Genomic DNA, 23595 nt, shown 5'->3' on the forward strand with positions numbered 1-23595 from the left:
TTACTTACGCAGTTCTACGCGACGGTTTTGAGCCCAGGACTGCTCGTCGTTGCCGGTAGCAACTGGACGCTCTTCGCCGTAGGAAACCAGTTCCAGCTGAGCAGGGGAAACGCCCTGCAGAACCAGGTAGCGCTGAACGGCTTTCGCACGACGCTCACCCAGAGCCATGTTGTACTCGCGGGTGCCGCGCTCGTCGGTGTTACCTTCCAGAACAACACGGTTGCCGTTGGCTTTCAGGTCCTTGGCGTGAACGTCCAGAGCGCGCATGGCTTCTGGCTTCAGGTCCGAGCTGTCGTATTCGAAGTAGAAGGTGGTGATTGCGCGCAGGGCGGCTTCTTCGCTCAGGGAGCCGTCAACAGCGCCAGTGTTGGCACCGTAGCCAGCGTTAGGATCTACAGCAGCGCCTTCGCCTGCGTTGTCACCGCCCTTCGAGGAGCAACCTACAGCTACGGCCATGGCCAGGGCCAGCGCAGCAAATTTACCAAACTTCAGCATTTCCATCGTGAAACTCCTAATGAAACCCCAGTGTGTTAAGCAAAACGTATACGCCGCAATCAGTTCAGGTAAGGGGACCAGGACGGTTCTCTGACTTCGCCTTGAGCGGTAGGAAGTGGGAGCCTCACGCGGCCATTAAGCGACACGAGCATCAAGACTCCCCGGCCCTGCTGGCGGGTGGCGTAGATTAGCATGGTGCCGTTTGGCGCAACAGTGGGAGACTCATCAAGACTTGTTTCAGACAGAATCTTTACACTTCCGCGCTGCAAGTCCTGTGCCGCCACTTTGAAGTTGGTAAAACCTTGTTGGCGATGAATCATTACCAGGGTCTTTTCGTCCGCCGAAAGTTTCGGGTTGGCGTTGTAGTTACCCACGAACGTTACGCGCTCGGCACCACCACCACTGACCGACTGTTTATAAATCTGCGGTTTGCCGCCACGGTCGGAAGTGAAGTAAAGGGTGTTGCCATCTTTGCCCCAGAACGGCTCGGTATTGATACCCGGGCCTGCAGTAACACGGCTGATCTGGCGCGAAGCCATATTCATCACGTAGATGTCCGGGTTGCCGTCCTTGGACAGCACGAACGCCAGGCGCGAACCGTCCGGCGACCAGGCTGGCGCGCCGTTCAGGCCCTCGAAGTTGGTGACCTGCTCGCGACGGCCAGTATCGATGTTCTGCACGAAGATACGTGGGCGCTTCTGCTCGAACGAAACGTAGGCGATACGCTTTCCATCCGGCGCAAAGCGCGGCGACAGGATCGGCTCACGCGATTGCAGCAGGGTCACCGCACGCGCTCCGTCATAGTCCGAACGCTGGAGGGTGTAGCGGGTGTTGTTGGTGGAGAAACGCTCGGCCGTCACGTACAGCATGCGCGTAGAGAACGCGCCCTTGATGCCGGTGAGCTTCTCGAACGACTGGTCCGCAATGTAGTGCGCCATGTCGCGCAACTGGTCGGTGCTGCCCGCTACGCTGCCGGTCAGCACTTGCTGCTCGGTGGCGACGTTGAACAGCGCGTACTGCACCTGCAGGCGACCGCCGGACGGCACGATGCTGCCGACCATTACGTACTGGGCTCCCAGCGCTTTCCAGTCACGGAAGATCACTTCGCTGGCCTGCGACGGCTGGCTGATCATGTTCTGCCGCGGAATTGGCGAGTAGTAGCCAGAGTTGCGCAGGTCGTTGCCGATGATGTCGGCGATGTCTTCCGGCAGCACGCTGCCGCCCTGCAGACCGAACGGCACTACCGCGATGGGCGTAGCCCGGTCGCTGCCGCTGGTGACCAGGATGTTCTTTTCCTCTGCCACCGCCATGCCTGCCACGCAGCACAGCATGACCAGCAGTCCTCTCAGACGTTTAATCACAACGCTAGATCCTCAGGTGTAAATGTCATCTTGAACGAACGATAACGGTTGAAATCGCTCGGCTTCATACCCTGCATCTCGGTCAGACGACCAATGTTCTTGACCGCAGCCACTGCCGAACTGTCGTACGGGCCGTCACCACTGGAACGGGCCACGCTGACACTGGTAATGGTACCGTCCGGCAACATGCTGACCTGCAGGGTCACCGTCATGCCCTTGCGCGCGGAAGGCGGACGCGCCCAGCCCTCGGCCGCGCGCATACGAATCAGGTCGTCGAAGTCGCCAGCCACCTGATCGCCCTGCTCGTCGGCCAGTGCCTGCTGCCGCTCGGTGGTGTCAGACAACAGCTCGGCCAAGGCCTGGGCTTTCTTGTCTTCTGCCGCCTTGCGGGCCGCTTCCTGTGCCTTTTTCTTCTGGGCGTCTGCAGCGGCCTTCTTCTTGGCCTCTTCAGCTGCCTTCTTCTTCGCATCCTCGGCCGCCGCTTTCTTCTTGGCGTCCTCGGCTGCTTTCTTCTTGGCCTCTTCGGCTGCCTTCTTCCTGGCGTCCTCGGCGGCTTGTTTCTTCGCCTCTTCAGCGGCCTTTTTCTTGGCCTCTTCTTCGGCTTTTTTCTTGGCGATGTCGGCCTGCTGCTTCTCGGCGGCTTTCTTCGCCTCATCGGCCTTCTTGGCTTCGGCGGCTTTCTTCGCCTCGGCAGCCTTGGCAGCTTCAGCGGCCTCGGCTTTTTTCGCTTCAGCCGCCTCGCGAGCCTCTTCGGCCTTTTGAGCAGCGTCGGCCTTCTTTTGTTCCGCGGCCTTCACGGCCTCTTGCTCGACCTTCTTCTGTTCCAATTGCTCGACTTCGGTCTGGCGCGAAGCGGTTTTCTTCGCCTCCCCGGCAATTTTCTGATTGGTCTGGGTGGTCGCCTGGCTCTTGGACTTGAGCTGATACAGGGTAGCCTGAACAATCGGCTTGGATGGCGGCAGCTCAGGCGTCATGGCAAAACTGACGAACAGCAGGGCGAACACCAGCACATGCAGGCCGATGGCCCAGACACTGGGCCAGAAGTAGCTTTCCGAGGCGGATGGCTCTCGCTGTTGCATCAGGGCGCCTCGGTAATCAGGCCAACGTTACCGACACCGGCCTTCTGCAACCCGCCCATGGCACCCATGACCGCGCCATAGTCGACAGCCTTGTCGCCACGAATGAACACCTGGGTCTGCTTGCCCTGGTCACGGCCGGCAGCAATGATCTTGGTGACGGCGTCGGTCATGGCCGGCAAGGTCATGGCCTTGTCCATCTGCTTGTCGGTATCGACTTCACTGCCGAGGTTCCAGTAATAGGTTTTATCGGCCTTGATGGAGATGGTGAGGATCTGGACGTTGTTGTCCTGCGGCAAGGCTTCGCTGGAAACCTTGGGCAGGTCGACCTTCACGCCCTGGTTGAGCATGGGCGCCGTCACCATGAAGATGACCAGCAGCACCAGCATCACGTCGATGTAGGGCACCACGTTCATCTCGGCGACGGGCTTGCGTTTGTGGCGAACTCGGGCCATGGGCTTCTACCTGATTACTCTTCGCTGGTGTGCACTTTGCGGTGCAGGATCGCCTGGAACTCGTCGGCGAAGGTGTAGTAACGGCCGATCAGCACTTCACTGCGCGCGGCGAAACGGTTGTAGGCAATGACAGCCGGGATTGCCGCGAACAGGCCGATGGCGGTAGCGATCAGCGCTTCGGCGATGCCCGGAGCAACGGTGGCCAGGGTGGCCTGCTGGGCGCTGGCCAGGCCACGGAAGGAGTTCATGATGCCCCATACAGTGCCGAACAGACCGATGTACGGGCTGGTCGAACCGACTGTGGCCAGGAACGGCAGGCTCTGCTCGAGTTTTTCTTCCTCGCGCGAAATGGCAACGCGCATGGCACGACCAACACCTTCCATGACGGCATCCGGGTCAACACCCGGCTGCTGGCGCAGGCGCGAGAACTCTTTGAAACCGGCACGGAACACCTGCTCCACGCCGGAGTCCGGGTCTGGGTTGCTGCCTGCCTGGCGGTACAGCTTGGACAGGTCGATGCCCGACCAGAAGCGCTCTTCGAAGGCATCCAGCGCACGACGACCGGCGCGCAGCATGGTGCTGCGCTGGAAGATCATGATCCATGAGGTGACCGAGGCGGCCACCAGGGTCAGCATTACCAGCTGTACCACCACGCTGGCATTGCTGACCAGACTCCACATGGAGGTATGGTCGACGACGTTAGCTTCCACGCTTATTCTCCTGCATTCGATTGATTACCCGAGCCGTCCGCCGCAAAGGCGTCGCGCAGCTGGGGGGGTATGGCTCGGGGTTTGAAAGTGTCGGCGCGCACGGCGGCCACCAGGAACTGCCCTTCGCAAAGCAGCGTTTCATCCTTTTCCCGCCACACCTGCTGTACGAAACGCAGGCTGGCGCGATTGAGTTCAAGTACTTGCGCGGTCACCCGCAATTCGTCATCAAGCCGCGCCGGCGCGTGATAGCGCGCTTCGCTGGAGTGGACCACGAACAGCAGGTTGTCTTCAGCCAGCTGCGACTGGGAAAAGCCCAGGTGCCGCAGGCGTTCGGTGCGCGCGCGCTCCATGAATTTCAGGTAGTTGACGTAATACACCACGCCGCCCGCATCGGTATCTTCGTAATAGACGCGACACCGATGTGCGAACGGTTCGAGCTGATTTTGCGCGCGCATACTCTAGTGCTTACTCCTCAGCTTGCCAATCCGCTATGGCAACTGTTTTTCTTCATTAATGTCTTATTGCCAGCGCACCAAAGGCATGCCAGCGGTAGGACCACAAAAAGTCGCTTTTGATCTGTCATTCATCGCCTGGCTCGGAAAAATCGCCCCCCTCCCCCAAGCGCCCGGGGATATTCAGCCCAAAGTGCAGGTAGGCATGCCGGGTGACCACGCGGCCGCGCGGTGTGCGCATGATGTAGCCCTGCTGGATGAGGTACGGCTCAAGCACATCCTCGATGGTATGACGCTCTTCACTGATGGCCGCAGCCAGGTTGTCCACACCCACCGGGCCGCCATCGAACTTCTCGATCATGGTCAGCAGCAGGCGACGGTCCGAATGGTCGAAGCCACGCTCGTCGACGTCCAGCAGGTTCAGCGCCATGTCAGCCACGGCCTTGGTGATCTGGCCCTTGCCGCGCACCTCGGCGTAGTCACGCACGCGGCGCAGCAGCCGGTTGGCGATGCGCGGCGTGCCACGGGCACGGCGGGCAATCTCGTAGGCGCCCTGGTCCTCGATGGCCAGGCCAAGGATGTTGGCCGAGCGGCTGACGATGGTACTCAGATCCTTGTCGTTGTAGAACTCCAGGCGCTGGACGATACCGAAGCGGTCACGCAGCGGGTTGGTCAGCATGCCGGCACGGGTAGTAGCCCCCACCAGGGTGAAAGGTGGCAGATCAAGCTTGATGGAACGGGCGGCCGGGCCTTCGCCGATCATGATGTCGAGCTGGAAGTCCTCCATGGCCGGGTACAGCACTTCTTCGACAACAGGCGACAGCCGGTGGATTTCATCGATGAACAGCACGTCGTGCGGCTCGAGGTTGGTCAGCATGGCTGCCAGGTCGCCGGGGCGCTCGAGAATCGGCCCCGAAGTGCTCTTCACCGACACCCCCATTTCATGGGCGATGATGTTGGCCAAGGTGGTCTTGCCCAGGCCGGGCGGGCCGAAGATCAGCGTGTGGTCAAGCGACTCGCCGCGGCCACGGGCGGCCTGGATGAACAGCGCCATTTGCTCGCGCACCACTGGCTGGCCGATGTACTCGTCCAGGCTCAGCGGGCGAATCGCACGGTCCTGGACTTCTTCGCGGTCGCGGCCACTGGCGGCAATCAGGCGGTCGGCTTCGATCACTTGGTAATCATCCCTTTCAGGCTGCGGCGGATCAGCTCTTCACTGCTCAGGCCGGCCTTGTCCTTGATCGCGGCGATGGCCTTGCTGGCTTCCTGCGGCTTGTAGCCCAGCGAGACCAGAGCACTGACTGCATCGGCCTCGGCACTGGACTCGCTGGCGACCGGTAAAGGCCCATCGGAGACCAGGGTGAACATGGCCGGCGAGGTTTCCCAGGCTTTGAAACGGTCCTTGAGCTCGACCAGCAAGCGCTCGGCGGTTTTCTTGCCGACGCCTGGCACGCGCACCAGGGCTGAGGTGTCCTGGGCCTGCACGCAGCGCACCAGCTCATCCACTTCCAGCCCGGACATCAGCGCCAGGGCCAGCTTCGGCCCTACGCCGTTCAGGCGGATCAGCTCGCGGAACAACTCGCGCTCGCGTTTTTCGGCAAAGCCGTAGAGCAAGTGGGCATCTTCGCGCACGACCAGATGGGTATGCACCGTGACGGGTTCCCCCACTTTGGGCAGACGGTACAGCGTGGTCATGGGGACTTCCAGTTCGTAACCCACGCCGTTGACGTCGATAATCAGGTGAGGCGGTTGTTTTTCCGCCAGGGTGCCGCGCAAACGTCCAATCACGTTCCGATCCTTCCTCTCGGGGAGCCGGTCAAAGACCGCTCAACCCTATCAGCAAATGCAGCAGGTGAACGTATCACCCGAACAAAATGTGTATCAGCGCATGAAGCGCTTACAGACGCAAGCGCCCGCCGCGTCGCCGCGCGGTGGTCAAGCCATGCGGCACCAGACTGGAGCGGGTGTGTGCGTGGCACAGCGCGATGGCCAAGGCATCGGAAGCGTCAATCTGCGGCTTTTGCGTCAATTTCAGCAGGTGCATGACCATCATCATCACCTGCTCCTTGTTGGCACCACCTGTGCCGGCCACGGCCTGCTTGACCTGGGTGGCGCTGTACTCGGCGATTTCCAGGCCAGCCTCGGCGGCGGCGACGATAGCCGCGCCCCGCGCCTGGCCAAGCTTGAGCGCCGAATCGGCGTTGCGGGCCATGAACACCCGTTCGATGCCCATGGTCACCGGGCCGTGCTGGGCAATGATTTCACTGACACCACGAAAAACAATCTGCAGCCGCTCGTGCAGCTCACCGCTGCCGGTGCGGATGCAGCCCGACGCCACGTACTCGCAACCACGGGCGGTCTGGCGTACCACGCCATAGCCGGTGATGCGCGAGCCAGGGTCGATACCTAGAATCAGAGTCATAAAGCCCGTCGAAAAAATGATGCATCTCTACAAACTGCGCCGGCCCTTTCGCGGGTAAACCCGCTCCTACAGGTACTGCACCACATTTGAAATGGGCTTAATACCTGTAGGAGCGGGTTTACCCGCGAAAGGGCCGGCACAGGCGCTATCAAACGCTCAGCGTTGGCACAAAATGCCAAATCACCTTAGCCGAGGTTTTCCATGATCTCGTCGGAAATCTGGGCATTGGAATAGACGTTCTGCACGTCGTCCAGGTCTTCGAGCATGTCGATCAACTTGAGCACCTTTTCGGCACCGTCCTGGTCGAGCTCGGCGCTGGTGGTCGGCTGCATGACGATTTCCGCGTCAGCGGCCTTGAAGCCAGCCTCTTCCAGGGCGTTACGCACGGCATAGAAGCTGTTGAACGAAGTGAATACGTCGAACGAGCCATCGTCGTTGGCCACCACGTCGTCGGCATCGGCCTCCATAGCCGCTTCCATCAACGCGTCCTCTTCCACGCCCGGGGCAAAGCTGATCTGGCCTTTGCGCTCGAACAGGTAAGCCACCGAGCCGTCAGTACCCAGGTTGCCGCCACACTTGGTGAAGGCATGACGCACGGCGGCAGCGGTACGGTTGCGGTTGTCGGTCATGGCTTCGACCATGATCGCCACGCCACCCGGGCCGTAACCCTCGTAGCTGAGCTCTTCGACGTTGTCGCTTTCGTTGGTGCCGGCACCACGGGCCACGGCGCGATCGATGATGTCGCGGCTCATGTTGGCGCCCAGGGCCTTGTCCAACGCCAGGCGCAGGCGCGGGTTGGATGCCGGATCAGGGCCACCCTGCTTGGCAGCGACCGTCAGTTCACGGATCCACTTGGTGAAGACCTTGCCTCTTTTGGCATCCTGGCGCTCTTTGCGGTGCTTGATGTTCGCCCACTTGGAATGACCAGCCATAACGACTCCGAATCCTTTGAATCACAAACAGCCCCGCCCCATGACGGGGCGGGACGGGAAAATACCTGCGTCGAAACGCAAAGGCGCATCCATGTGGATGCGCCCGGGGACTGCTTACTCGACCTTGGTCTGTTCGCGCAGTCGGATGTGCAGTTCGCGCAGGGCCTTGGCGTCGACCAGGCCGGGGGCCTGGGTCATGACGCATGCGGCGCTCTGGGTTTTCGGGAACGCGATCACTTCACGGATCGACTGGGCGCCGGTCATCAGCATGACCAGACGGTCCAGACCGAACGCCAGGCCACCGTGAGGCGGCGCCCCGAACTTCAGAGCGTCGAGCAGGAAGCCAAACTTCTCTTCCTGCTCTTCTGCCCCGATACCCAACAGGCGGAATACCGCCTGTTGCATCTCTTTACGGTGGATACGGATCGAACCGCCACCCAGCTCGGTACCATTCAGAACCATGTCGTAGGCACGGGACAGGGCGGTGGCCGGGCTGGCCTCGAGCTCTTCCGGGGTGCACTTCGGCGCGGTGAACGGGTGGTGCAGAGCAGTGAAGCTGCCGTCTTCGTTCTCTTCGAACATCGGGAAGTCGACGACCCACATCGGCGCCCACTCGCAGGTCAGCAGCTCGAAGTCGTGACCCAGGCGAATACGCAGCGCGCCCAGGGCTTCGCTGACCACCTTGAACTTGTCGGCACCGAAGAACACGATGTCACCGTCTACGGCGCCAACGCGATCGAGGATGTTGTTGAGGTTGGCCTCAGGGATGTTCTTGACGATCGGCGACTGCAGGCCTTCGACGCCCTTGGCGCGCTCGTTGACCTTGATGTAGGCCAGACCCTTGGCACCGTAGATACCGACGAACTTGGTGTACTCGTCGATTTTGCTGCGCGGCATGCTGGCGCCGCCTGGCAGACGCAGGGCAGTAACGCGGCACTTCGGATCGTTGGCCGGGCCGGCGAACACTTTGAAGTCGACATCCTTCAACTGGTCGGCAACGTCGACCAGTTCCAGCGGAATACGCAGGTCTGGCTTGTCGGAGCCGTAGCGGCGCATGGCCTCTTCGAAGGTCATGTGCGGGAACTCACCGAATTCCAGGTCGAGCACTTCCTTGAACAGCTTGCGGATCATGCTTTCGGTCAGGCCCATGATCTCGCTTTCATCGAGGAAACTGGTCTCGATGTCGATCTGGGTGAATTCCGGCTGGCGATCGGCACGCAGGTCTTCGTCACGGAAGCACTTGGCGATCTGGTAGTAGCGGTCGAAGCCGGCGACCATCAGCAACTGCTTGAACAGCTGGGGCGACTGCGGCAGGGCGAAGAAGCTACCGGCATGGGTACGGCTTGGCACCAGGTAGTCGCGCGCGCCTTCCGGAGTGGCACGGGTGAGGATCGGCGTTTCGACATCGAGGAAGCCGTTGTCGTCCATGAAGCGACGGATGCTGCTGGTGATGCGCGAACGCAGGCGCAGCTTTTCAGCCATTTCCGGGCGACGCAGGTCGATGAAGCGGTAGCGCAGGCGGGTTTCCTCGCCGACGTCGGAGTACTCGTTCAGCGGGAACGGCGGGGTTTCCGCCTCGTTGAGCACAGTCAGCTGGTAGCCGAGGATCTCGATGGCACCGGAGGCCATGTTGGCATTCACCGCACCTTCAGGGCGCTTGCGGACCTTGCCGGTGATCTGTACGACATATTCGCTGCGCACGCGGTCTGCGGCGGCGAAGGTTTCGGCGCGATCCGGGTCGAACACGACCTGGGCCATGCCTTCGCGGTCACGGATGTCGAGGAAGATCACCCCGCCGTGGTCGCGGCGACGATGGACCCAGCCGCAAAGGGTGACTTCCTGGCCGTCCAGGCTCTCGTTCAGTTGGCCGCAATAATGGCTGCGCATCATGATGGTGGTTTCGCTTCTCGTGATTCGTGTATTCGGTGGAGGCCTTGGCCGCCCGGAGGGCTAATACTGCAAGACCCGGTCACAGCATTCAACTCAGTCGGCCTTGTCGCCGCCTGCCAGATTCTTTTTCGCCCCGGTCTTGAAGTCGGTTTCGTACCAACCGTTACCGCTCAGGCGAAAGCCTGGCACCGACAGCAGCTTTTTCAGTGCCGGTGCCTGACAGGCCGGACAATCGATCAGCGGCGCGGCGCTGATCTTCTGCAGCACTTCCATGCGGTGCTCGCAGGACGCACATTGATAGTCATAAAGGGGCATGGGTGTCTCTCGTCAACCATAACGCTGGCTGCCGGGGCAGCAAAAAGCGGGATTATATATGGTTAGCAAGCACTGCGCAGCCCGCCAGGCGATCAGCGCGCACTTGGCGAGTCCTGCAGCCACGCCACGCAGATTACCCGGATCAGCCCGCTGAAGTTGCGCACACCGCCCTGGCGCAGGTGCACTTCACGGTCCACGTAGGACAACACGGCACTGACCGAACAACGGTTGGCGGCGGCGATGCGTTCCAGGATATCCCAGTAGACAGCCTCCAGGCGCAGACAGGTAGAAAAGCCGTTGAGCCGCACGGAACGTGACACCGGCTGCGTCTGCAACATGTCGAAGTCCGCCTTGAACGGGTCAATGCACTGTTTTCCTGGCCAACTGCCCTGGCCAACCATACGCTTGCTCGCTTGCATCATGCGCCACACCTCCTCGTCACAGGTACCAGGTGGCCTATGAAGCGCTGACGGGCGAGCTTAAAGCAGCGGCAAAGTCTTCCTGCACAACATGAGAAACCCGGCCGGACATACCGACCGGGGCTGTTTGCTCGATAAGCCTCAGTTGCCGTCGAGCAGTACCCGCAGCATCCAGGCAGTTTTCTCGTGCACCTGCATACGCTGCGTCAGCAGATCTGCGGTCGGCTCGTCACTGACCTTGTCCACCACAGGGAAAATGCTGCGCGCAGTGCGCACCACGGCCTCCTGCCCCTGAACCAACTGGCGGATCATCTCGTCTGCCGGGGGGACACCTTCCTCCTCCTTGATCGACGAGTGCCGTGCATAGAATGCATACGAACCCGGTGCCGGGAAGCCCAGGGCACGGATGCGCTCGGCGATCGAATCGACTGCCAGCGCCAGTTCGTTGTACTGCTCTTCGAACATCAGGTGCAGGGTTCGGAACGACGGGCCGGTGACGTTCCAGTGAAAGTTATGGGTTTTCAGATACAGCACGTAGGTATCCGACAACAGGCGGGACAACCCATCGACGATGGACTTGCGATCTTCTTCACTGATACCGATATCGATTGCCATGAAGCTCCCCTTTCCATAAGGCTTGAGACTCAAGCGGACTCCGACCACTGTAGCAACACTTGGCGCATGCAGCATGTGACATGGCGCAACACATCGCCCGCTGGGCGGCCTGCGGTTTGAGTAGGCTGCGGCTTTACTGTTAAATAGGCACTGTGCCACCCGTGCGGACTGTCATTGCCGGGTGCATAGGCTGGCCTGCAACGTGTTCGCGCCCTATACCTCATGCGCACCGTGCTGCCAGCTCTTCCTGTGATCGGCCTTATCAACAGTGAGCCAACCCCATGTTCAAGATCGTCCATCTGGTGACGGGCGTGGCAGCTTTGCTGCTATCGCTCATACCCAGCCTGAAAACCGATGCGATACCCTTCCTGCAACAACCCGAAGCGGTCTACCTGGCCCTGCTCGGCCTGCTCAACCTGGTGCTGGCGCCGGTGGTGCCACTGTATCATCGCGGCGCGCGGCAACAACTGCAGCACCTGGCCTGCGCCCTGCTGGTGGTCGCCGTCGTGCTACAGACCCTGACACTCCTGGCCCGCCCGGAAATGGGCAACCTGGCAGCCCTGGTCTGTGCGGCGCTGGCCGTGGCCATGCATCTGGCCGTGGGCTTTGCTCGCAGCCCGCGCAAGGCGCGCAGCAGTCAACACGCGACACAGGACGCCGGCAACCGTGATACCGGCACCGTCAAATGGTTCAACACATCGAAAGGCTTTGGTTTCATTTCCCGCGACTCGGGTGATGACATCTTCGTGCACTTTCGGGCCATCCGCGGTGAGGGCCACCGCATCCTGGTCGAAGGCCAGCGCGTGGAGTTTTCGGTGATGCACCGCGACAAGGGCCTGCAGGCCGAAGACGTGGTTGCGGTAACCCGCCGCTGACCAACGGCTGACCGGCTGACGTTATCAACGGCAAGCCAGGCTCCACAAGGTCCGCGCTGCTCCTGAGGGCAGCATCATACCTGTGGTGGCTGGTTTGCCGGCGATAGCAGCCTGGAAGCACTCAATAATGGGGAGGCGGCGCCTCTTCCCCTTCACTGCCATACTGACCAACCATCTCTTCATGACGCTTGATCAGCTCGGCCATCTGCAATTGCAGACGCTCGATCACCCGCGCTTGCTCCACCACCACGTCATTCAGCGCCTGGATAGCGTCATCCTGAAACGCCTGACGGGTTTCCAGTTCGACCATACGCATTTCCAGTGTCATCTCAGGCCTCTTGGTAACCAGCAAGTTGCAGCCTGCGCAGGCGCTGGCGAACAGCTTGCAGTTGATCATCGGTGTAGCTTACAGGTGCACACTTGCCCCATACCGGAGCCGGCCACGCAGCGTCGTCGCGCTGGCGCACGATCACATGCATGTGCAACTGGCTGACCACGTTGCCCAAGGTAGCCACGTTCATCTTGTCGGCTGCGTAGCTGGCCTTCAGCGCTTCTGCCAACAGGGTGGTTTCCTGCCACAACTGCTGTTGCTCTGCCGCATCCAGCTCGAAAAGCTCACTGATACCAGCGCGCTTGGGCACCAGAATGAACCATGGGTAATTGGCATCCTTGCTCAGCAGCAGCTGGCAAAGCGGAAACTCCCCCAGCACCAGCGAATCCTGCTGCAAACGCGAATCGAGGACGAACACGGCAAATCTCCTTCAGGTAATACCATCCCGCGTCAGGCGGAAAACAGGCCAGCAAGGATACCTTGCACACTCCCGGTAACACAGCGCTACTTTTCGCACCAAAATGAGGCCGCCTGCCCGCCCTCCCCACACCCGCCACCCCACAAACGACGCCGGATGAACAAGTTACGGTAACACCTTGACTCTAAAGGCAGCTTTTTAAATTCTAATGATTCTTGATCGCAAAAGTCACACGAACAGCCTTCGTCCCGCATTTACGGGACTTTCCGACCCTCGGTAGCAGGTTTTGTGAAAATTTCATGAACTGTTGCGAATTTTGAGCACGCTTGTTGCATTCCCTTCACGCCAAGTCGGCACGACATCTGCAGTAGCAGGTGTACGCGACAAATAACAACAGCGACATGGGTTACCAGGGAGTTTCCTCAACCGGAATCGGCAGTTACAGATTCGTTACGGTGACAGGAACAGCGCTGAGGTTATACGGCCCCTGAACCGGGGCGTGATTTGCGACATGGAAATACTTAAAAGCGACACGGTGAAAAAGTTCCGCAAAGAGTGCTTATAGCCATATCGCCAACAACAGTCTGCGTGCTATACATTTTCGCCGACATAACAAGAAAGAGCTGCCCCATATAACTAAAAGACTTGGACGCAGCGGTACTCTTCCTAAAAACCAAAGGAGCAAATCACGATGCGCGTGATGAAGTGGAGCATGATCGCCCTGGCCGTTGCGGCAGGGACCTCGCAGTTGGCAATGGCCTCGGCACAGGACGAGTCCAAAGGTTTCATCGAAGACAGCAAGCTGAACGTCAAGACCCGCATGCTGTATTTCAGCCGTGACTTCCGTAACAACGCGCCTGGCTCCCAGAGCCGCGTTGAAGAAACCGGCCTTGGCTTCCTCGGCACCTTCGAATCGGGCTTCACCCAAGGCACCGTAGGCTTCGGTATCGACGCCATCGGCATGCTGGGCCTCAAGCTGGACAGCGGTAAAGGCCGCGCCGGCACCGGCCTGTTCCCGACAGGTGCCGACGGCCGTTCGCAAGACGACTACTCCGAAGGCGGCGGCGCAGTGAAAATGCGCATTTCCAACACCGTGCTCAAGTTCGGCGACCAGTTCACCGCCCTGCCAGTACTGGCTACCGACGACAGCCGACTGCTGCCGGAAGTGGCTGAAGGCGGCCTGATCACCAGCAACGAAATCGATGGCCTGACCCTGCATGCCGGTCACTTCACCGCGCTCAACGCCCAGGCTCAGACCTATCACGACAGCCTGAACCTGACTGAAGCCAACGTCTTTGGTGGCACCTACGCCATTACCGACAGCCTCAGCACCAGCGTCTACTACTCGCGTGTCGAAGATCACTTCCGCAAGTGGTACGGCAACATCAACTGGGCGCTGCCGATCAGCGACAAGCAAGGCCTGGTGTTCGACTTCAACATCTATGACACCAAGTCGATTGGCAACAACCTGACCGGCGCCTACGTCAGCAAGTCCGACGGCACCAATGAGCTGGACAACATCGCAGCCAGCCTGTCGGGCGCCTACAACATTGGCGCCCACACCTTCACCCTGGCCTACCAGAAAGTCAGCGGCGACGGTGATTACGCGTACGGCGTGGACGGTGGCGGTACCGTCTTCCTGGCCAACTCCGTTGCCCGTTCCGACTTCAACGCCGAAGACGAAAAATCCTGGCAAGCGCGCTACGACCTGAACTTCGCCGAATTCGGTGTACCTGGCCTGACCTTCATGACCCGTTACGTTCGCGGTTCCGGTGCCACCACCCGCACCACCGACAGCGGCAAGGAATGGGAACGCGACATCGACGTCAAGTACGTGATGCAGAGCGGCCCGGCCAAGGACCTGAGCTTCCGCGTGCGTCAGGCCACCTACCGCTCCAGCGACGGTGTGTACTACGGCTCCTCGTCGATCGACGAACTGCGCCTGATCGTGGAGTACCCGCTGAGCATCCTGTAAGCCTGGCTTGCAGTGCCCCGCACCTGAAAAAGCCCGGCAATCACGCCGGGCTTTTTCTTGGCTGACAAGTGTCACGCCCTGGGGCATCCTGTACGCCTTCGTTTCCCCCCCGTACAATGCGGGGCTATTTCAACGTCTTAGGCAATCGACACGGCTAACCATGCGCACCAGTCAATATTTGCTCGCCACCCAGAAAGAAACCCCTGCCGACGCAGTGGTCATCAGCCATCAGCTCATGCTGCGTGCCGGCATGATCCGCAAACTGGCCTCCGGCCTGTACACCTGGCTGCCGATGGGCTTGCGGGTAATGCGCAAGGTCGAAGCCGTGGTGCGTGAGGAAATGAACGCCGCCGGCGCCCTGGAAGTGCTGATGCCGAGCATCCAGCCCGCCGAACTGTGGCAGGAATCCGGTCGCTGGGAGCAATACGGCCCTGAGCTGCTGCGCGTGAAAGACCGCCACCAGCGCGATTTCTGCGTCGGCCCAACCCACGAAGAAGTGATCACCGACCTGGCCCGTAACGAGCTGTCCAGCTATAAACAGCTGCCGCTCAACATGTACCAGATCCAGACCAAGTTCCGTGACGAGATCCGCCCGCGCTTCGGCCTGATGCGTGGCCGCGAGTTCATCATGAAGGACGCCTACTCGTTCCATGCCGACCAGGCTTCCCTGCAGGAAACCTACGATCGCATGCACCAGGCGTACAGCAATGTGTTCACCCGCCTGGGCCTGGACTTCCGCCCTGTGCAGGCCGACACCGGCTCGATCGGTGGCAGCTACTCGCACGAGTTCCACGTACTGGCCGAGTCCGGCGAAGATGACGTGATCTTCAGCGATAGTTCCGACTATGCCGCCAACATCGAGAAAGCCGAGGCCATCCCGCGTGAAACCGTGCGTCCAGCACCTACCGAGGAGCTGCGCCTGGTCGATACCCCGAACGCCAAGACCATCGCCCAGCTGGTGGAGAACCACGGCCTGCCGATCGAAAAGACCGTCAAGACCCTGATCGTGCGCGGCGCCGAAGAGGGCAAGCTGATTGCCCTGATCGTCCGTGGCGACCACGAACTGAACGAAATCAAGGCCACCAAGCTGGAACAGGTTGCCGACCCGCTGGTCATGGCCACCGAAGCCGAGCTGCGCGATGCCATTGGCGCCGGTGCCGGCTCGCTCGGCCCGCTCAACCTGCCACTGGAAATCATCATCGACCGCTCGGTTGCCCTGATGAGCGACTTCGGTATCGGCGCCAACATCGACGACAAGCACTACTTCGGCGTCAACTGGGAGCGCGATCTGCCGGTTCCACAAGTCGCCGACCTGCGTAACGTGGTCGAGGGCGACCCAAGCCCGGACGGCCAAGGCACCCTGGTTATCAAACGCGGCATCGAAGTGGGCCACATCTTCCAGCTGGGCACCAAGTACAGCGAGGCACTGAAGTGCCAGGTGCTGGGCGAGAACGGCAAGCCGGTCGTACTGTCGATGGGTTGCTATGGCATTGGCGTGTCCCGCGTGGTTGCTGCTGCCATCGAGCAGAGCTATGACGACAAAGGCATCATCTGGAACGACGCCCTGGCTCCGTTCCAGATTGCCCTGGTACCGCTGCGCTACGAAACCGACGTGGTCCGCGACGCAACCGACAAGCTGTATGCCGAACTGACTGCCGCCGGCTATGAAGTGCTGCTGGACGACCGCGACAAGAAGACCAGCCCAGGCATCAAGTTTGCCGACATGGAGCTGATCGGCATCCCACACCGCATCGTCGTCAGCGATCGCGGCCTGGCCGAAGGCAACCTGGAGTATAAGCACCGCACCGAGCAGGACGCCCAGACGTTGCCGCTCAATGAAGTGCTGACCTTCCTGCAGGCCCGCGTTCGCCGCTGACAACCATTGCACGAGTGATCATGTTCAAGCGAAGTACCTTTACCCTGGGGGGGGCCGCACTGTGCGGCACCCTGCTCGTCAGCGGCTGCGCCAACCAGATGTCCCAGCGCAGCGACCATGAGGAGCGCGTCGAGCGCAAACTGCTCGAGCACACCCTGCAGATCGATGTCGGCGAGCCGAAGGTGATGGAGCTTCCGCAGCGACGTGTGCGCGTGCACGAGCAAAAGCGCTTCGAAGTCACCGAATTCGAAGTGACCCGTCGCTATGACCGCTACACGCCTTACCAGCCCTGGCGGGAGATCTACGAGATCCCGCTGGGTGCAGTGGCCGTGGTGGCGGGCGTCGGCGCCAATGTGGTCAACGTCTTCGCCCTGGGCAACCTGCCGCAAAGCATCACGCACGACTGGCTCAGTTATGGCGTGGATGGGCTCAACCCGTTCATGAACGTGCCATCCAACGGTCGCGCCCAGCAGAACCTGGCCGGGATCAGCGAAGTGCAAAAAGGCAAGCGCGAGGAATTCACCAGCCTGCCCTGGAGCGAGCGCCTGGTGGAGGTCAAGGCCGGCAAGATGACCCACGAGCTGACCACCGACCGTAACGGCGTGCTGCGCCTGAACCTGCTCGACAGCCCGTTCTCCGAGCAGAACCTCAACCACGTCGGTACCTTGCACCTGCAGGCACATGACGAGGACAATGCGGTACGAGGCGATGCCAGCCTGCTGGTCAGCGCCACCCTGCGCAACAAGCTGCTTGAGGCCCATGAACTGATCTTCGATGACCTCGAAGATGATGAAGTCGGCCAGTGGGTGCACCGGGTCAAGCGCTTGTCCGAGCTGGGCCTTGAAGAGGAAGCCAGTGAAATGGAACAGAGCCTGATCGAGCTGACCCGCAACGATCCGGAACTGCAGCAGGAGTTCTTGCAGTCGCTGACCAAGGCCACTGGCCGGTTGGTGGCCGATCCGGGCGTGCATTAACAGAAGGGGCTGCATTGCAGCCCCTTTCATTTATTAGGCGGGAACAGCTCCAGCTGTTCATGCGCACCCCGCAAGTCACGCAATCGCACCCCTACCCCTAGCAAGCGTACCGGCTTGCCACCACGGGCGAACGCCTGCCCCAGCAACTGCCGATAACTCTCCAGGTCCCGGCCCGCGCCCGCCTGCTCCATGGTGGTCTGGCTGAAGTCATGGAACTTGACCTTGACGAATGGTTTGTCTGGCCGGTAGCTGCTGTCCATGCGGGCGATGCGTTCGTTCAGACTGTCCAGCAGCTCTGGCAGCCGCGCCAGGCAAGTGGCCAGGTCTGGCAGGTCGGCGTCGTAGGTGTTTTCGACACTCACCGACTGGCGTCGGCTGTCGTTATGCACCGCACGCTCATCGATCCCCCGCGCCAGCCCCCACAACCGCTCGCCAAAACTGCCGAACTCGCGCACCAACGCCAGCCGTGACCACTCACGCAAATGCAGGCAGGTTTCGATGCCCAGCCGCGTCAGTTTGTCGGCCGTCACCTTGCCCACCCCATGCAACCTGGCCACTGGCAAGGCGGCAACGAACGCTTCCACTTCATTAGGGGTAATCACGAACAGTCCATTGGGTTTGCGCCAGTCACTGGCGATCTTGGCCAGAAACTTGTTAGGCGCCACACCAGCCGACACGGTGATATGCAGGGTACGGGCAACACGCCGGCGAATGTCCTCGGCGATGCGCGTGGCGCTGCCCGAGTACCACTGGCTTTCGCTTACATCCAGATAGGCTTCGTCCAGCGACAAAGGCTCGATGAGCTCCGTGTAGTCGCGAAAGATCGTGTGGATTTCCCGTGAGGCCTCACGGTAGGCCTCGAAGCGCGGCTTGACGATCAACAGATCGGGGCAGAGCTTCAGCGCATGCCGTGACGACATGGCCGAGCGCACTCCATAGGCACGCGCTTCATAGTTGCAGGTGGCGATTACCCCGCGGTGGTCGGGCGAGCCCCCCACCGCCATGGGCCGGCCGGCCAGGCGCGGGTCGTCACGCATCTCGATCGCAGCGTAAAAACAATCGCAGTCGACGTGAATGATCTTGCGCAAGGACATGGACGACCGTCAGCACTGTAAATTCATACAGATAGTATCGCATGCGCCCTGCTCTGAAACAGCTCACCGGCCTGACTACACGATAATCGGCCTGAAAGCCCCGCCGTGCCTGAGCTGGATACTGTTATCAAGCGCTAAGGGTTTGAACAAAAAAGGTTTTTCCAAAACAATTGCTTGACATCGGAGCGCAAATCCGTAGAATTCGATCTCACAGGCGCGGGATGGAGCAGCCTGGTAGCTCGTCGGGCTCATAACCCGAAGGTCGTCGGTTCAAATCCGGCTCCCGCAACCAGATTCGAGAAAAGGCCACTGTTAACGCAGTGGCCTTTTTCTTTGCCCGCAGAAAAGCTTTTTCGAAAAAGCTCGAGAAATCAATGCCTAGCGCTTGACATATAAACCGTACGCTGTAGAATTCGCCCCACTGACGCGGGATGGAGCAGCCTGGTAGCTCGTCGGGCTCATAACCCGAAGGTCGTCGGTTCAAATCCGGCTCCCGCAACCAGATTCAAGAAAAGGCCACTGTTAACACAGTGGCCTTTTTCTTTGCCTGTTGGTTAGCCTTTTCGAAAAAACATCGACAAATCAAAGCCTAGCGCTTGACATACAACCTACACACTGTAGAATCCGCCCCACTGACGCGGGATGGAGCAGCCTGGTAGCTCGTCGGGCTCATAACCCGAAGGTCGTCGGTTCAAATCCGGCTCCCGCAACCATATTCGTCAGAACAAACCCCGCCTGTGTAAGCAGCGCGGGGTTTGTTGCTTTTTACCCTCCTGACTTTTGCCACCTCGATTTTCCCTTCCCTCATGCCACTCCGCAGGCTTGAGATGTCGCGCCCTGGATGAACTATCTTTAACCCTGCCAAGCCGCTGCAAACGCCTGAGGCCGGAGTACCATTGGATACGTTTTCCTAAGGGACTTTCACTTGGCCGCACCTTTCCCTCACCTCGCGCTGCATGCCCGGGGCAACTCATGACTTCGCACAATCCCGAACCTGCGGTGCCACTCGCTACGGCACTACCCGGTGCTGTGCAGCGTCTGCCCTTACTCGAACGCCTGAGTCGCTACCGCCAGCCCATAGGCCTGATGGTGACCCTGTTATTGTTCACGATGGCCTTGATTGCCTGCCGCCACCTGCTGAACGAACTGGACATCTATGCCTTGCACGATGCCATGCTCAGCGTGCCGACCCAGTCATTGCTGGGCGCCTTGCTGGCAACGGGGGTCGGCTTTGTGATCCTGCTGGGCTACGAGTGGTCGGCCAGCCGCTATGCCGGCGTGAAGCTGCCAGCACGCAGCTTGGTACTGGGCGGCTTCAGCGCCTTTGCCATCGGCAACGCCATCGGCCTGTCGATGCTCTCTGGCGGCTCGGTTCGCTATCGCCTGTACGCACGCCTGGGGCTGGGTGCTGGCGAAGTCGCACGCATGACTGTGTTTGCCAGCCTGTCACTGGGCTGCGCGCTGCCGCCCCTGGCCGCCCTGGCGACATTGAGCAACCTGCCGGCGGCCTCGACAGCTCTCGGGTTGGCGCCCGGCCTGCTGGCAGCTGTCGCCAGCGCCGTGCTGGTGCTGTCTGCCTTGCTGGTCATTGGCTTGTACCGCCGACGCCTGGCCGAGCAACCGTTGTCCGATAACCTGCTCGTTCAACTGGGCCGGCGCACACTTCGCCTGCCCAATGCGCGCCTGGCGGCCCTGCAACTGCTCATTACCGCGCTGGATGTAGGGGCGGCTGCCACCGTGCTCTACCTGTTGCTGCCAGAAGCCCCTCCTTTCGGCGCATTCGTACTGGTATACCTGCTGGCCTTGGCTGCGGGCGTGCTCAGCCACGTACCGGGCGGCGTCGGGGTATTCGAAGCGATCCTGCTGGCGGCCTTTGCCGACCAACTCGGTGCCGCACCGCTGGCCGCTGCCTTGCTGCTGTACCGGCTGATTTATGTGGTATTGCCACTGCTGCTGGCCTGCGTGTTGCTGCTGGCCAATGAAGCCCGGCGCCTGCTGTTTGCACAACAGGCCATCAAGGCCGCTTCGGGTCTGGCCGCACCGGTCCTGTCTATTCTGGTGTTCCTGTCCGGCATGGTGCTGCTGTTTTCCGGTGCCACGCCCGAGATAGACACGCGCCTGGAGCACATGGGCTTCCTGGTGCCACACCGGCTGATCGATGCCTCTCATTTCGGCGCCAGCCTGATCGGTGTGCTATGCCTGCTGCTGGCCCAAGGCCTGCGTCGGCGCCTGTCCGCCGCCTGGCTACTGACCACCGTGCTGTTGCTGGTCGGCGCCCTGCTGTCGCTGTTGAAGGGTTTTGACTGGGAAGAGGCTTGCCTGCTGACCTTTACCGCCGCCCTGCTCGCTCTGTTCCGCCGCTCGTTCTATCGCCCCAGCCGCCTGCTGGAGCTACCCTTCTCGCCGGTGTTCCTGGTGGCCAGCGCCTGTGCAGTAGGCGCATCGGTGTGGCTGCTGCTGTTCGCTTACCAGGATGTCCCTTACAGCCATCAGCTATGGTGGCAGTTCACCCTCGATGCCGACGCACCACGGGGCCTGCGCGCTGCCATGGGCAGTGCCTTGCTGCTGGCTGCCGTGGCTCTGACGTGGCTGCTGCGCACAGCGCCGCCGGTGATCCACCTGCCCGATGAAGAAGAGCTGCAACGCGCCAACCGTATCCTGCAGGCCTCCGACCAGCCAGACGGTGGCTTGGCGCTGACTGGCGACAAGGCGTTGCTGTTCCACCCGCGTGATAACGCGTTCCTCATGTACGCCCGGCGCGGCCGCAGCCTGGTGGCGCTGTACGACCCGATAGGCCCAGCCCAGGAGCGTGCCGAAATGATCTGGCAGTTCCGCGACCTGTGCGACCTGCACCACGCACGGCCAGTGTTCTACCAGGTGCGCGCGGAGAACCTACCGTTCTACATGGACATCGGCCTGACCGCATTGAAGCTGGGTGAAGAAGCCCGGGTCGACTTGCGCCGCTTCGACCTTGAAGCCAAAGGCAAGGAGATGAAAGACCTGCGCTACACCTGGAACCGCGGCGGACGCGATGGCCTGAGCCTGGAGATCCATGAGCCCGGCCACGCCCCGCTGGCTGAGCTGAAGGAAATTTCCGATGCCTGGCTCGGCGGCAAGAGCGTGCGCGAGAAAGGCTTCTCGCTGGGACGCTTCAGCCCGGACTACCTGCAGCACTTCCGCATAGCCCTGATTCGCTTCCAGGGCCGCCCGGTAGCTTTCGCCAACTTGCTGGAGACCCATGGAAACGAGCTGGCCAGCCTCGACCTGATGCGTGCGCACCCCGAAGCGCCAAAGCTGACCATGGAGTTCATGATGATCGGCTTGATCCTGCACTACAAAAGCCATGACTACGGGCGTTTCAGCCTGGGCATGGTGCCGCTTTCCGGCCTGCAACCAAGGCGTGGCGCCCCCTTGACCCAGCGCTTGGGTTCGCTGGTGTTCCGCCGTGGTGAACAGCTTTACAACTTCCAGGGGCTTCGACGCTTCAAGGACAAGTTCCAGCCGGACTGGGAACCCCGCTACATGGCCGTGCCAGCCGGGCTCGACCCGCTGGTGGCGCTGGCCGACACCGCCGCCCTGATTGCAGGCGGCCTGACTGGATTGGTGAAACGCTGATGACCCGACGCTTTTGGCTGTACCTGCTGGTTCCCCTGTTGCTGGCTGCCTTGGGTGGCGCGCTGGCCTTCTGGCTGTGGACGCGCCCGGCCCCCGAGGCACGCCTGGAACAAATGAGCATCAATGACACCAGCATCACCCTTGTTACCCCTGGCGTGCCCCCCAAGGTCCGGGTGGCCATCGGTGTGCCACAGGACCAGGCACTGACGGGCAAGCAACTGCTCGACCTGAGCCAGGCCGGTGAAGCCCAGCTGGTGCAGGTGACTCTGCCCCCTAATGATTGCAGCAAGCAGCAACAGGCCATGGACCAGGCGCTGGCCCAACTGCAGGAAAAACCAACCTTGGTCGCCGGTATCGGCCCCGGTGCCGCTCAGGCCTGGCGTTGGCTGGCAAGCCAGAACGATGACCAGGCGCGGGCCATTTCCGTGGGCTTCACCCTCGAACAGCCTGGCTGCCGGGCACCGCTGCCCAAGTCGGCGGCCCATGGCCACTGGAACGTCGCCTGGAACGACAACCCGGATGACGCCAGCGCCGCCTTCGTGCGCGACCAGGCCAACGCCGAAACCAGCATCAGCGACTACGACATCCACTTGCCACAAGTGCTCAAGGCGCAACTGACCCAAGCCTTGGTCGGCCACGACGGTAACGCACTGGCCATGCCGGTGGTCGAGGTGCCGGCCGGGCAAACGACAGACACGGTCACCTTGTTCCTCTCTGGTGATGGCGGCTGGCGCGACCTGGACCGCGACGTGGCCGGGGAGATGGCCAAGCTGGGTTACCCGGTGGTGGGCATCGACACGCTACGCTACTACTGGCAGCACAAGACCCCGGAACAAAGCGCCGCCGACCTTTCCGAGCTGATGCATCACTACCGGCAGAAGTGGGGTACCAAGCGCTTCGTATTGACCGGCTATTCGTTCGGCGCCGACGTGCTGCCGGCGATCTACAACCGCCTGCCAGTCGAGGACCAGCAGCGTATCGACGCGGTGATGCTGTTAGCCTTCGCGCGCAGTGGCAGCTTCGAGATCGAGGTCGAGGGTTGGCTGGGCAAGGAAGGCCAGGAAGCCCCAACCGGGCCGGAAATGGCCAAGCTGCCAACGTCCAAGGTCGTCTGCGTGTATGGCGTAGAGGAAACAGACGAGAGCGGTTGCACGGAAAACACAGCAGTCGGTGAGCGCCTGAAACTGCCTGGCGGGCACCACTTCGACGAGAACTACCCGGCACTCGCCAAGCGGTTGATTGGCGAGATCGAGACGCGCCAGGGCAAGTCCCGCGTAACTGAGCAGAATTGACAA

General features: G+C 61.1%; 23 protein-coding genes and 3 tRNA genes. 9 read left to right on the plus strand and 17 right to left on the minus strand.

Going from position 1 to position 23595, the window contains the following annotated elements:
* From pal to ACF8GF_RS05810, 14 genes are all read right to left on the minus strand, one after another.
* On the minus strand, positions 1-501 hold the full coding sequence (gene pal, locus ACF8GF_RS05745; protein ID WP_003254755.1) for a peptidoglycan-associated lipoprotein Pal: 501 nt from the start codon (positions 499-501) through the stop codon (positions 1-3).
* Positions 502-554: 53 nt separating this feature from the next.
* A complete protein-coding gene (gene tolB / locus ACF8GF_RS05750) occupies positions 555-1826 on the minus strand; it encodes a Tol-Pal system beta propeller repeat protein TolB (protein WP_021783335.1) in 1272 nt (423 codons plus the stop codon).
* Between the two features lie 26 nt (positions 1827-1852).
* Positions 1853-2935, minus strand: a complete 1083-nt coding sequence (tolA, locus tag ACF8GF_RS05755) for a cell envelope integrity protein TolA (protein WP_176685099.1) — start codon at positions 2933-2935, stop codon at positions 1853-1855.
* Positions 2935-3387: a protein TolR gene (gene tolR / locus ACF8GF_RS05760; RefSeq protein ID WP_003254760.1), complete on the minus strand. Its 453-nt coding sequence runs from the start codon at positions 3385-3387 to the stop codon at positions 2935-2937. The genes tolA and tolR overlap by 1 nt, the downstream gene beginning before the upstream one ends.
* Before the next feature lie 14 nt (positions 3388-3401).
* Positions 3402-4097, minus strand: coding sequence for a protein TolQ (tolQ, locus tag ACF8GF_RS05765; protein WP_010952367.1), 696 nt, complete (start codon positions 4095-4097; stop codon positions 3402-3404).
* Positions 4098-4099: 2 nt separating this feature from the next.
* Positions 4100-4552, minus strand: a complete 453-nt coding sequence (ybgC, locus tag ACF8GF_RS05770) for a tol-pal system-associated acyl-CoA thioesterase (protein WP_016711994.1) — start codon at positions 4550-4552, stop codon at positions 4100-4102.
* Between the two features lie 124 nt (positions 4553-4676).
* Positions 4677-5723: a Holliday junction branch migration DNA helicase RuvB gene (gene ruvB / locus ACF8GF_RS05775; protein ID WP_003254766.1), complete on the minus strand. Its 1047-nt coding sequence runs from the start codon at positions 5721-5723 to the stop codon at positions 4677-4679.
* On the minus strand, positions 5720-6337 hold the full coding sequence (gene ruvA, locus ACF8GF_RS05780; RefSeq protein WP_051099711.1) for a Holliday junction branch migration protein RuvA: 618 nt from the start codon (positions 6335-6337) through the stop codon (positions 5720-5722). Before ruvA ends, ruvB begins: the two co-directional genes overlap by 4 nt.
* 109 nt (positions 6338-6446) lie before the next feature.
* Positions 6447-6971, minus strand: a complete 525-nt coding sequence (gene ruvC / locus ACF8GF_RS05785; protein ID WP_010952366.1) for a crossover junction endodeoxyribonuclease RuvC — start codon at positions 6969-6971, stop codon at positions 6447-6449.
* 185 nt (positions 6972-7156) lie between these two features.
* Positions 7157-7903 carry a YebC/PmpR family DNA-binding transcriptional regulator gene (locus ACF8GF_RS05790; RefSeq protein WP_003254770.1) on the minus strand — a complete coding sequence of 249 codons (747 nt, stop codon included), beginning with the start codon at positions 7901-7903 and terminating at the stop codon, positions 7157-7159.
* A gap of 114 nt (positions 7904-8017) precedes the next feature.
* Positions 8018-9793: an aspartate--tRNA ligase gene (aspS, locus tag ACF8GF_RS05795; RefSeq protein ID WP_176685100.1), complete on the minus strand. Its 1776-nt coding sequence runs from the start codon at positions 9791-9793 to the stop codon at positions 8018-8020.
* Between the two features lie 93 nt (positions 9794-9886).
* Positions 9887-10108, minus strand: a complete 222-nt coding sequence (locus ACF8GF_RS05800; protein WP_010952365.1) for an FmdB family zinc ribbon protein — start codon at positions 10106-10108, stop codon at positions 9887-9889.
* A 92-nt stretch (positions 10109-10200) separates the two neighbouring features.
* Positions 10201-10530 (minus strand): ribbon-helix-helix domain-containing protein, encoded by a 330-nt coding sequence (locus tag ACF8GF_RS05805; RefSeq protein WP_176685101.1) that lies wholly within the window; start codon positions 10528-10530, stop codon positions 10201-10203.
* A gap of 138 nt (positions 10531-10668) precedes the next feature.
* Positions 10669-11142, minus strand: a complete 474-nt coding sequence (locus tag ACF8GF_RS05810) for a Dps family protein (RefSeq protein WP_084854477.1) — start codon at positions 11140-11142, stop codon at positions 10669-10671.
* Between the two features lie 281 nt (positions 11143-11423).
* On the opposite strand from ACF8GF_RS05810, the gene ACF8GF_RS05815 reads away from it, so the two are divergent.
* Complete coding sequence (locus ACF8GF_RS05815) at positions 11424-12017, plus strand: cold shock domain-containing protein membrane protein (RefSeq protein WP_392461644.1); 594 nt, start codon at positions 11424-11426, stop codon at positions 12015-12017.
* 121 nt (positions 12018-12138) lie between these two features.
* Here the strand turns inward: ACF8GF_RS05815 and ACF8GF_RS05820 are convergent, their stop codons facing one another.
* Positions 12139-12345 (minus strand): SlyX family protein, encoded by a 207-nt coding sequence (locus ACF8GF_RS05820; RefSeq protein ID WP_012051473.1) that lies wholly within the window; start codon positions 12343-12345, stop codon positions 12139-12141.
* 1 nt (position 12346) lies between these two features.
* Positions 12347-12766 carry an HIT family protein gene (locus ACF8GF_RS05825; RefSeq protein WP_392488176.1) on the minus strand — a complete coding sequence of 140 codons (420 nt, stop codon included), beginning with the start codon at positions 12764-12766 and terminating at the stop codon, positions 12347-12349.
* A gap of 691 nt (positions 12767-13457) precedes the next feature.
* Here ACF8GF_RS05825 and ACF8GF_RS05830 point away from each other — a divergent pair.
* The 3 genes from ACF8GF_RS05830 (at position 13458) to ACF8GF_RS05840 (ending at position 17591) form a co-directional block, all read left to right on the plus strand.
* On the plus strand, positions 13458-14741 hold the full coding sequence (locus tag ACF8GF_RS05830) for an OprD family porin (RefSeq protein WP_176685104.1): 1284 nt from the start codon (positions 13458-13460) through the stop codon (positions 14739-14741).
* Between the two features lie 160 nt (positions 14742-14901).
* Entirely contained in the window at positions 14902-16617 is a 1716-nt protein-coding gene (locus ACF8GF_RS05835; protein WP_176685105.1) for a proline--tRNA ligase, read from the plus strand.
* Positions 16618-16637: 20 nt separating this feature from the next.
* Positions 16638-17591: a hypothetical protein gene (locus ACF8GF_RS05840; protein WP_392488177.1), complete on the plus strand. Its 954-nt coding sequence runs from the start codon at positions 16638-16640 to the stop codon at positions 17589-17591.
* Between the two features lie 26 nt (positions 17592-17617).
* On the opposite strand, the gene dinB is transcribed toward ACF8GF_RS05840, so the two are convergent.
* Complete coding sequence (gene dinB / locus ACF8GF_RS05845; protein WP_209969904.1) at positions 17618-18679, minus strand: DNA polymerase IV; 1062 nt, start codon at positions 18677-18679, stop codon at positions 17618-17620.
* A gap of 221 nt (positions 18680-18900) precedes the next feature.
* Between dinB and ACF8GF_RS05850 the strand changes: the two genes are divergently transcribed.
* The 5 genes from ACF8GF_RS05850 to ACF8GF_RS05870 all read left to right on the plus strand — a co-directional run bounded on the left by ACF8GF_RS05850 (position 18901) and on the right by ACF8GF_RS05870 (position 23592).
* A tRNA-Met gene (locus ACF8GF_RS05850) sits at positions 18901-18977 on the plus strand.
* Positions 18978-19110: 133 nt separating this feature from the next.
* Positions 19111-19187: transfer RNA gene (locus ACF8GF_RS05855), tRNA-Met, on the plus strand.
* 134 nt (positions 19188-19321) lie between these two features.
* A tRNA-Met gene (locus ACF8GF_RS05860) sits at positions 19322-19398 on the plus strand.
* Between the two features lie 259 nt (positions 19399-19657).
* Positions 19658-22300: a bifunctional lysylphosphatidylglycerol flippase/synthetase MprF gene (gene mprF / locus ACF8GF_RS05865; protein WP_176685107.1), complete on the plus strand. Its 2643-nt coding sequence runs from the start codon at positions 19658-19660 to the stop codon at positions 22298-22300.
* Positions 22300-23592 carry a virulence factor family protein gene (locus ACF8GF_RS05870; protein ID WP_176685108.1) on the plus strand — a complete coding sequence of 431 codons (1293 nt, stop codon included), beginning with the start codon at positions 22300-22302 and terminating at the stop codon, positions 23590-23592. Before mprF ends, ACF8GF_RS05870 begins: the two co-directional genes overlap by 1 nt.
* Positions 23593-23595: the final 3 nt, after the last annotated feature.

The sequence above is a fragment of the Pseudomonas sp. yb_5 genome (assembly GCF_043103865.1).
GTDB classification, from domain to species: Bacteria; Pseudomonadota; Gammaproteobacteria; order Pseudomonadales; family Pseudomonadaceae; genus Aquipseudomonas; species Aquipseudomonas putida_Y.

Bases quoted from the DNA above. Each gene is read 5' to 3' on its own strand.
- ACF8GF_RS05790 (WP_003254770.1), bottom strand. From the start codon at position 7,903: ATGGCTGGTCATTCCAAGTGGGCGAACATCAAGCACCGCAAAGAGCGC.
- ACF8GF_RS05805 (WP_176685101.1), bottom strand. From the start codon at position 10,530: ATGATGCAAGCGAGCAAGCGTATGGTTGGCCAGGGCAGTTGGCCAGGA.
- tolR (WP_003254760.1), bottom strand. From the start codon at position 3,387: ATGGCCCGAGTTCGCCACAAACGCAAGCCCGTCGCCGAGATGAACGTG.
- aspS (WP_176685100.1), bottom strand. From the start codon at position 9,793: ATGATGCGCAGCCATTATTGCGGCCAACTGAACGAGAGCCTGGACGGC.
- mprF (WP_176685107.1), top strand. From the start codon at position 19,658: ATGACTTCGCACAATCCCGAACCTGCGGTGCCACTCGCTACGGCACTA.
- ACF8GF_RS05835 (WP_176685105.1), top strand. From the start codon at position 14,902: ATGCGCACCAGTCAATATTTGCTCGCCACCCAGAAAGAAACCCCTGCC.
- ACF8GF_RS05870 (WP_176685108.1), top strand. From the start codon at position 22,300: ATGACCCGACGCTTTTGGCTGTACCTGCTGGTTCCCCTGTTGCTGGCT.
- ACF8GF_RS05810 (WP_084854477.1), bottom strand. From the start codon at position 11,142: ATGGCAATCGATATCGGTATCAGTGAAGAAGATCGCAAGTCCATCGTC.
- tolB (WP_021783335.1), bottom strand. From the start codon at position 1,826: ATGCTGTGCTGCGTGGCAGGCATGGCGGTGGCAGAGGAAAAGAACATC.
- ACF8GF_RS05815 (WP_392461644.1), top strand. From the start codon at position 11,424: ATGTTCAAGATCGTCCATCTGGTGACGGGCGTGGCAGCTTTGCTGCTA.
- ruvC (WP_010952366.1), bottom strand. From the start codon at position 6,971: ATGACTCTGATTCTAGGTATCGACCCTGGCTCGCGCATCACCGGCTAT.
- tolA (WP_176685099.1), bottom strand. From the start codon at position 2,935: ATGCAACAGCGAGAGCCATCCGCCTCGGAAAGCTACTTCTGGCCCAGT.
- pal (WP_003254755.1), bottom strand. From the start codon at position 501: ATGGAAATGCTGAAGTTTGGTAAATTTGCTGCGCTGGCCCTGGCCATG.
- ACF8GF_RS05820 (WP_012051473.1), bottom strand. From the start codon at position 12,345: ATGACACTGGAAATGCGTATGGTCGAACTGGAAACCCGTCAGGCGTTT.
- ACF8GF_RS05800 (WP_010952365.1), bottom strand. From the start codon at position 10,108: ATGCCCCTTTATGACTATCAATGTGCGTCCTGCGAGCACCGCATGGAA.
- ACF8GF_RS05840 (WP_392488177.1), top strand. From the start codon at position 16,638: ATGTTCAAGCGAAGTACCTTTACCCTGGGGGGGGCCGCACTGTGCGGC.
- ybgC (WP_016711994.1), bottom strand. From the start codon at position 4,552: ATGCGCGCGCAAAATCAGCTCGAACCGTTCGCACATCGGTGTCGCGTC.
- ACF8GF_RS05830 (WP_176685104.1), top strand. From the start codon at position 13,458: ATGCGCGTGATGAAGTGGAGCATGATCGCCCTGGCCGTTGCGGCAGGG.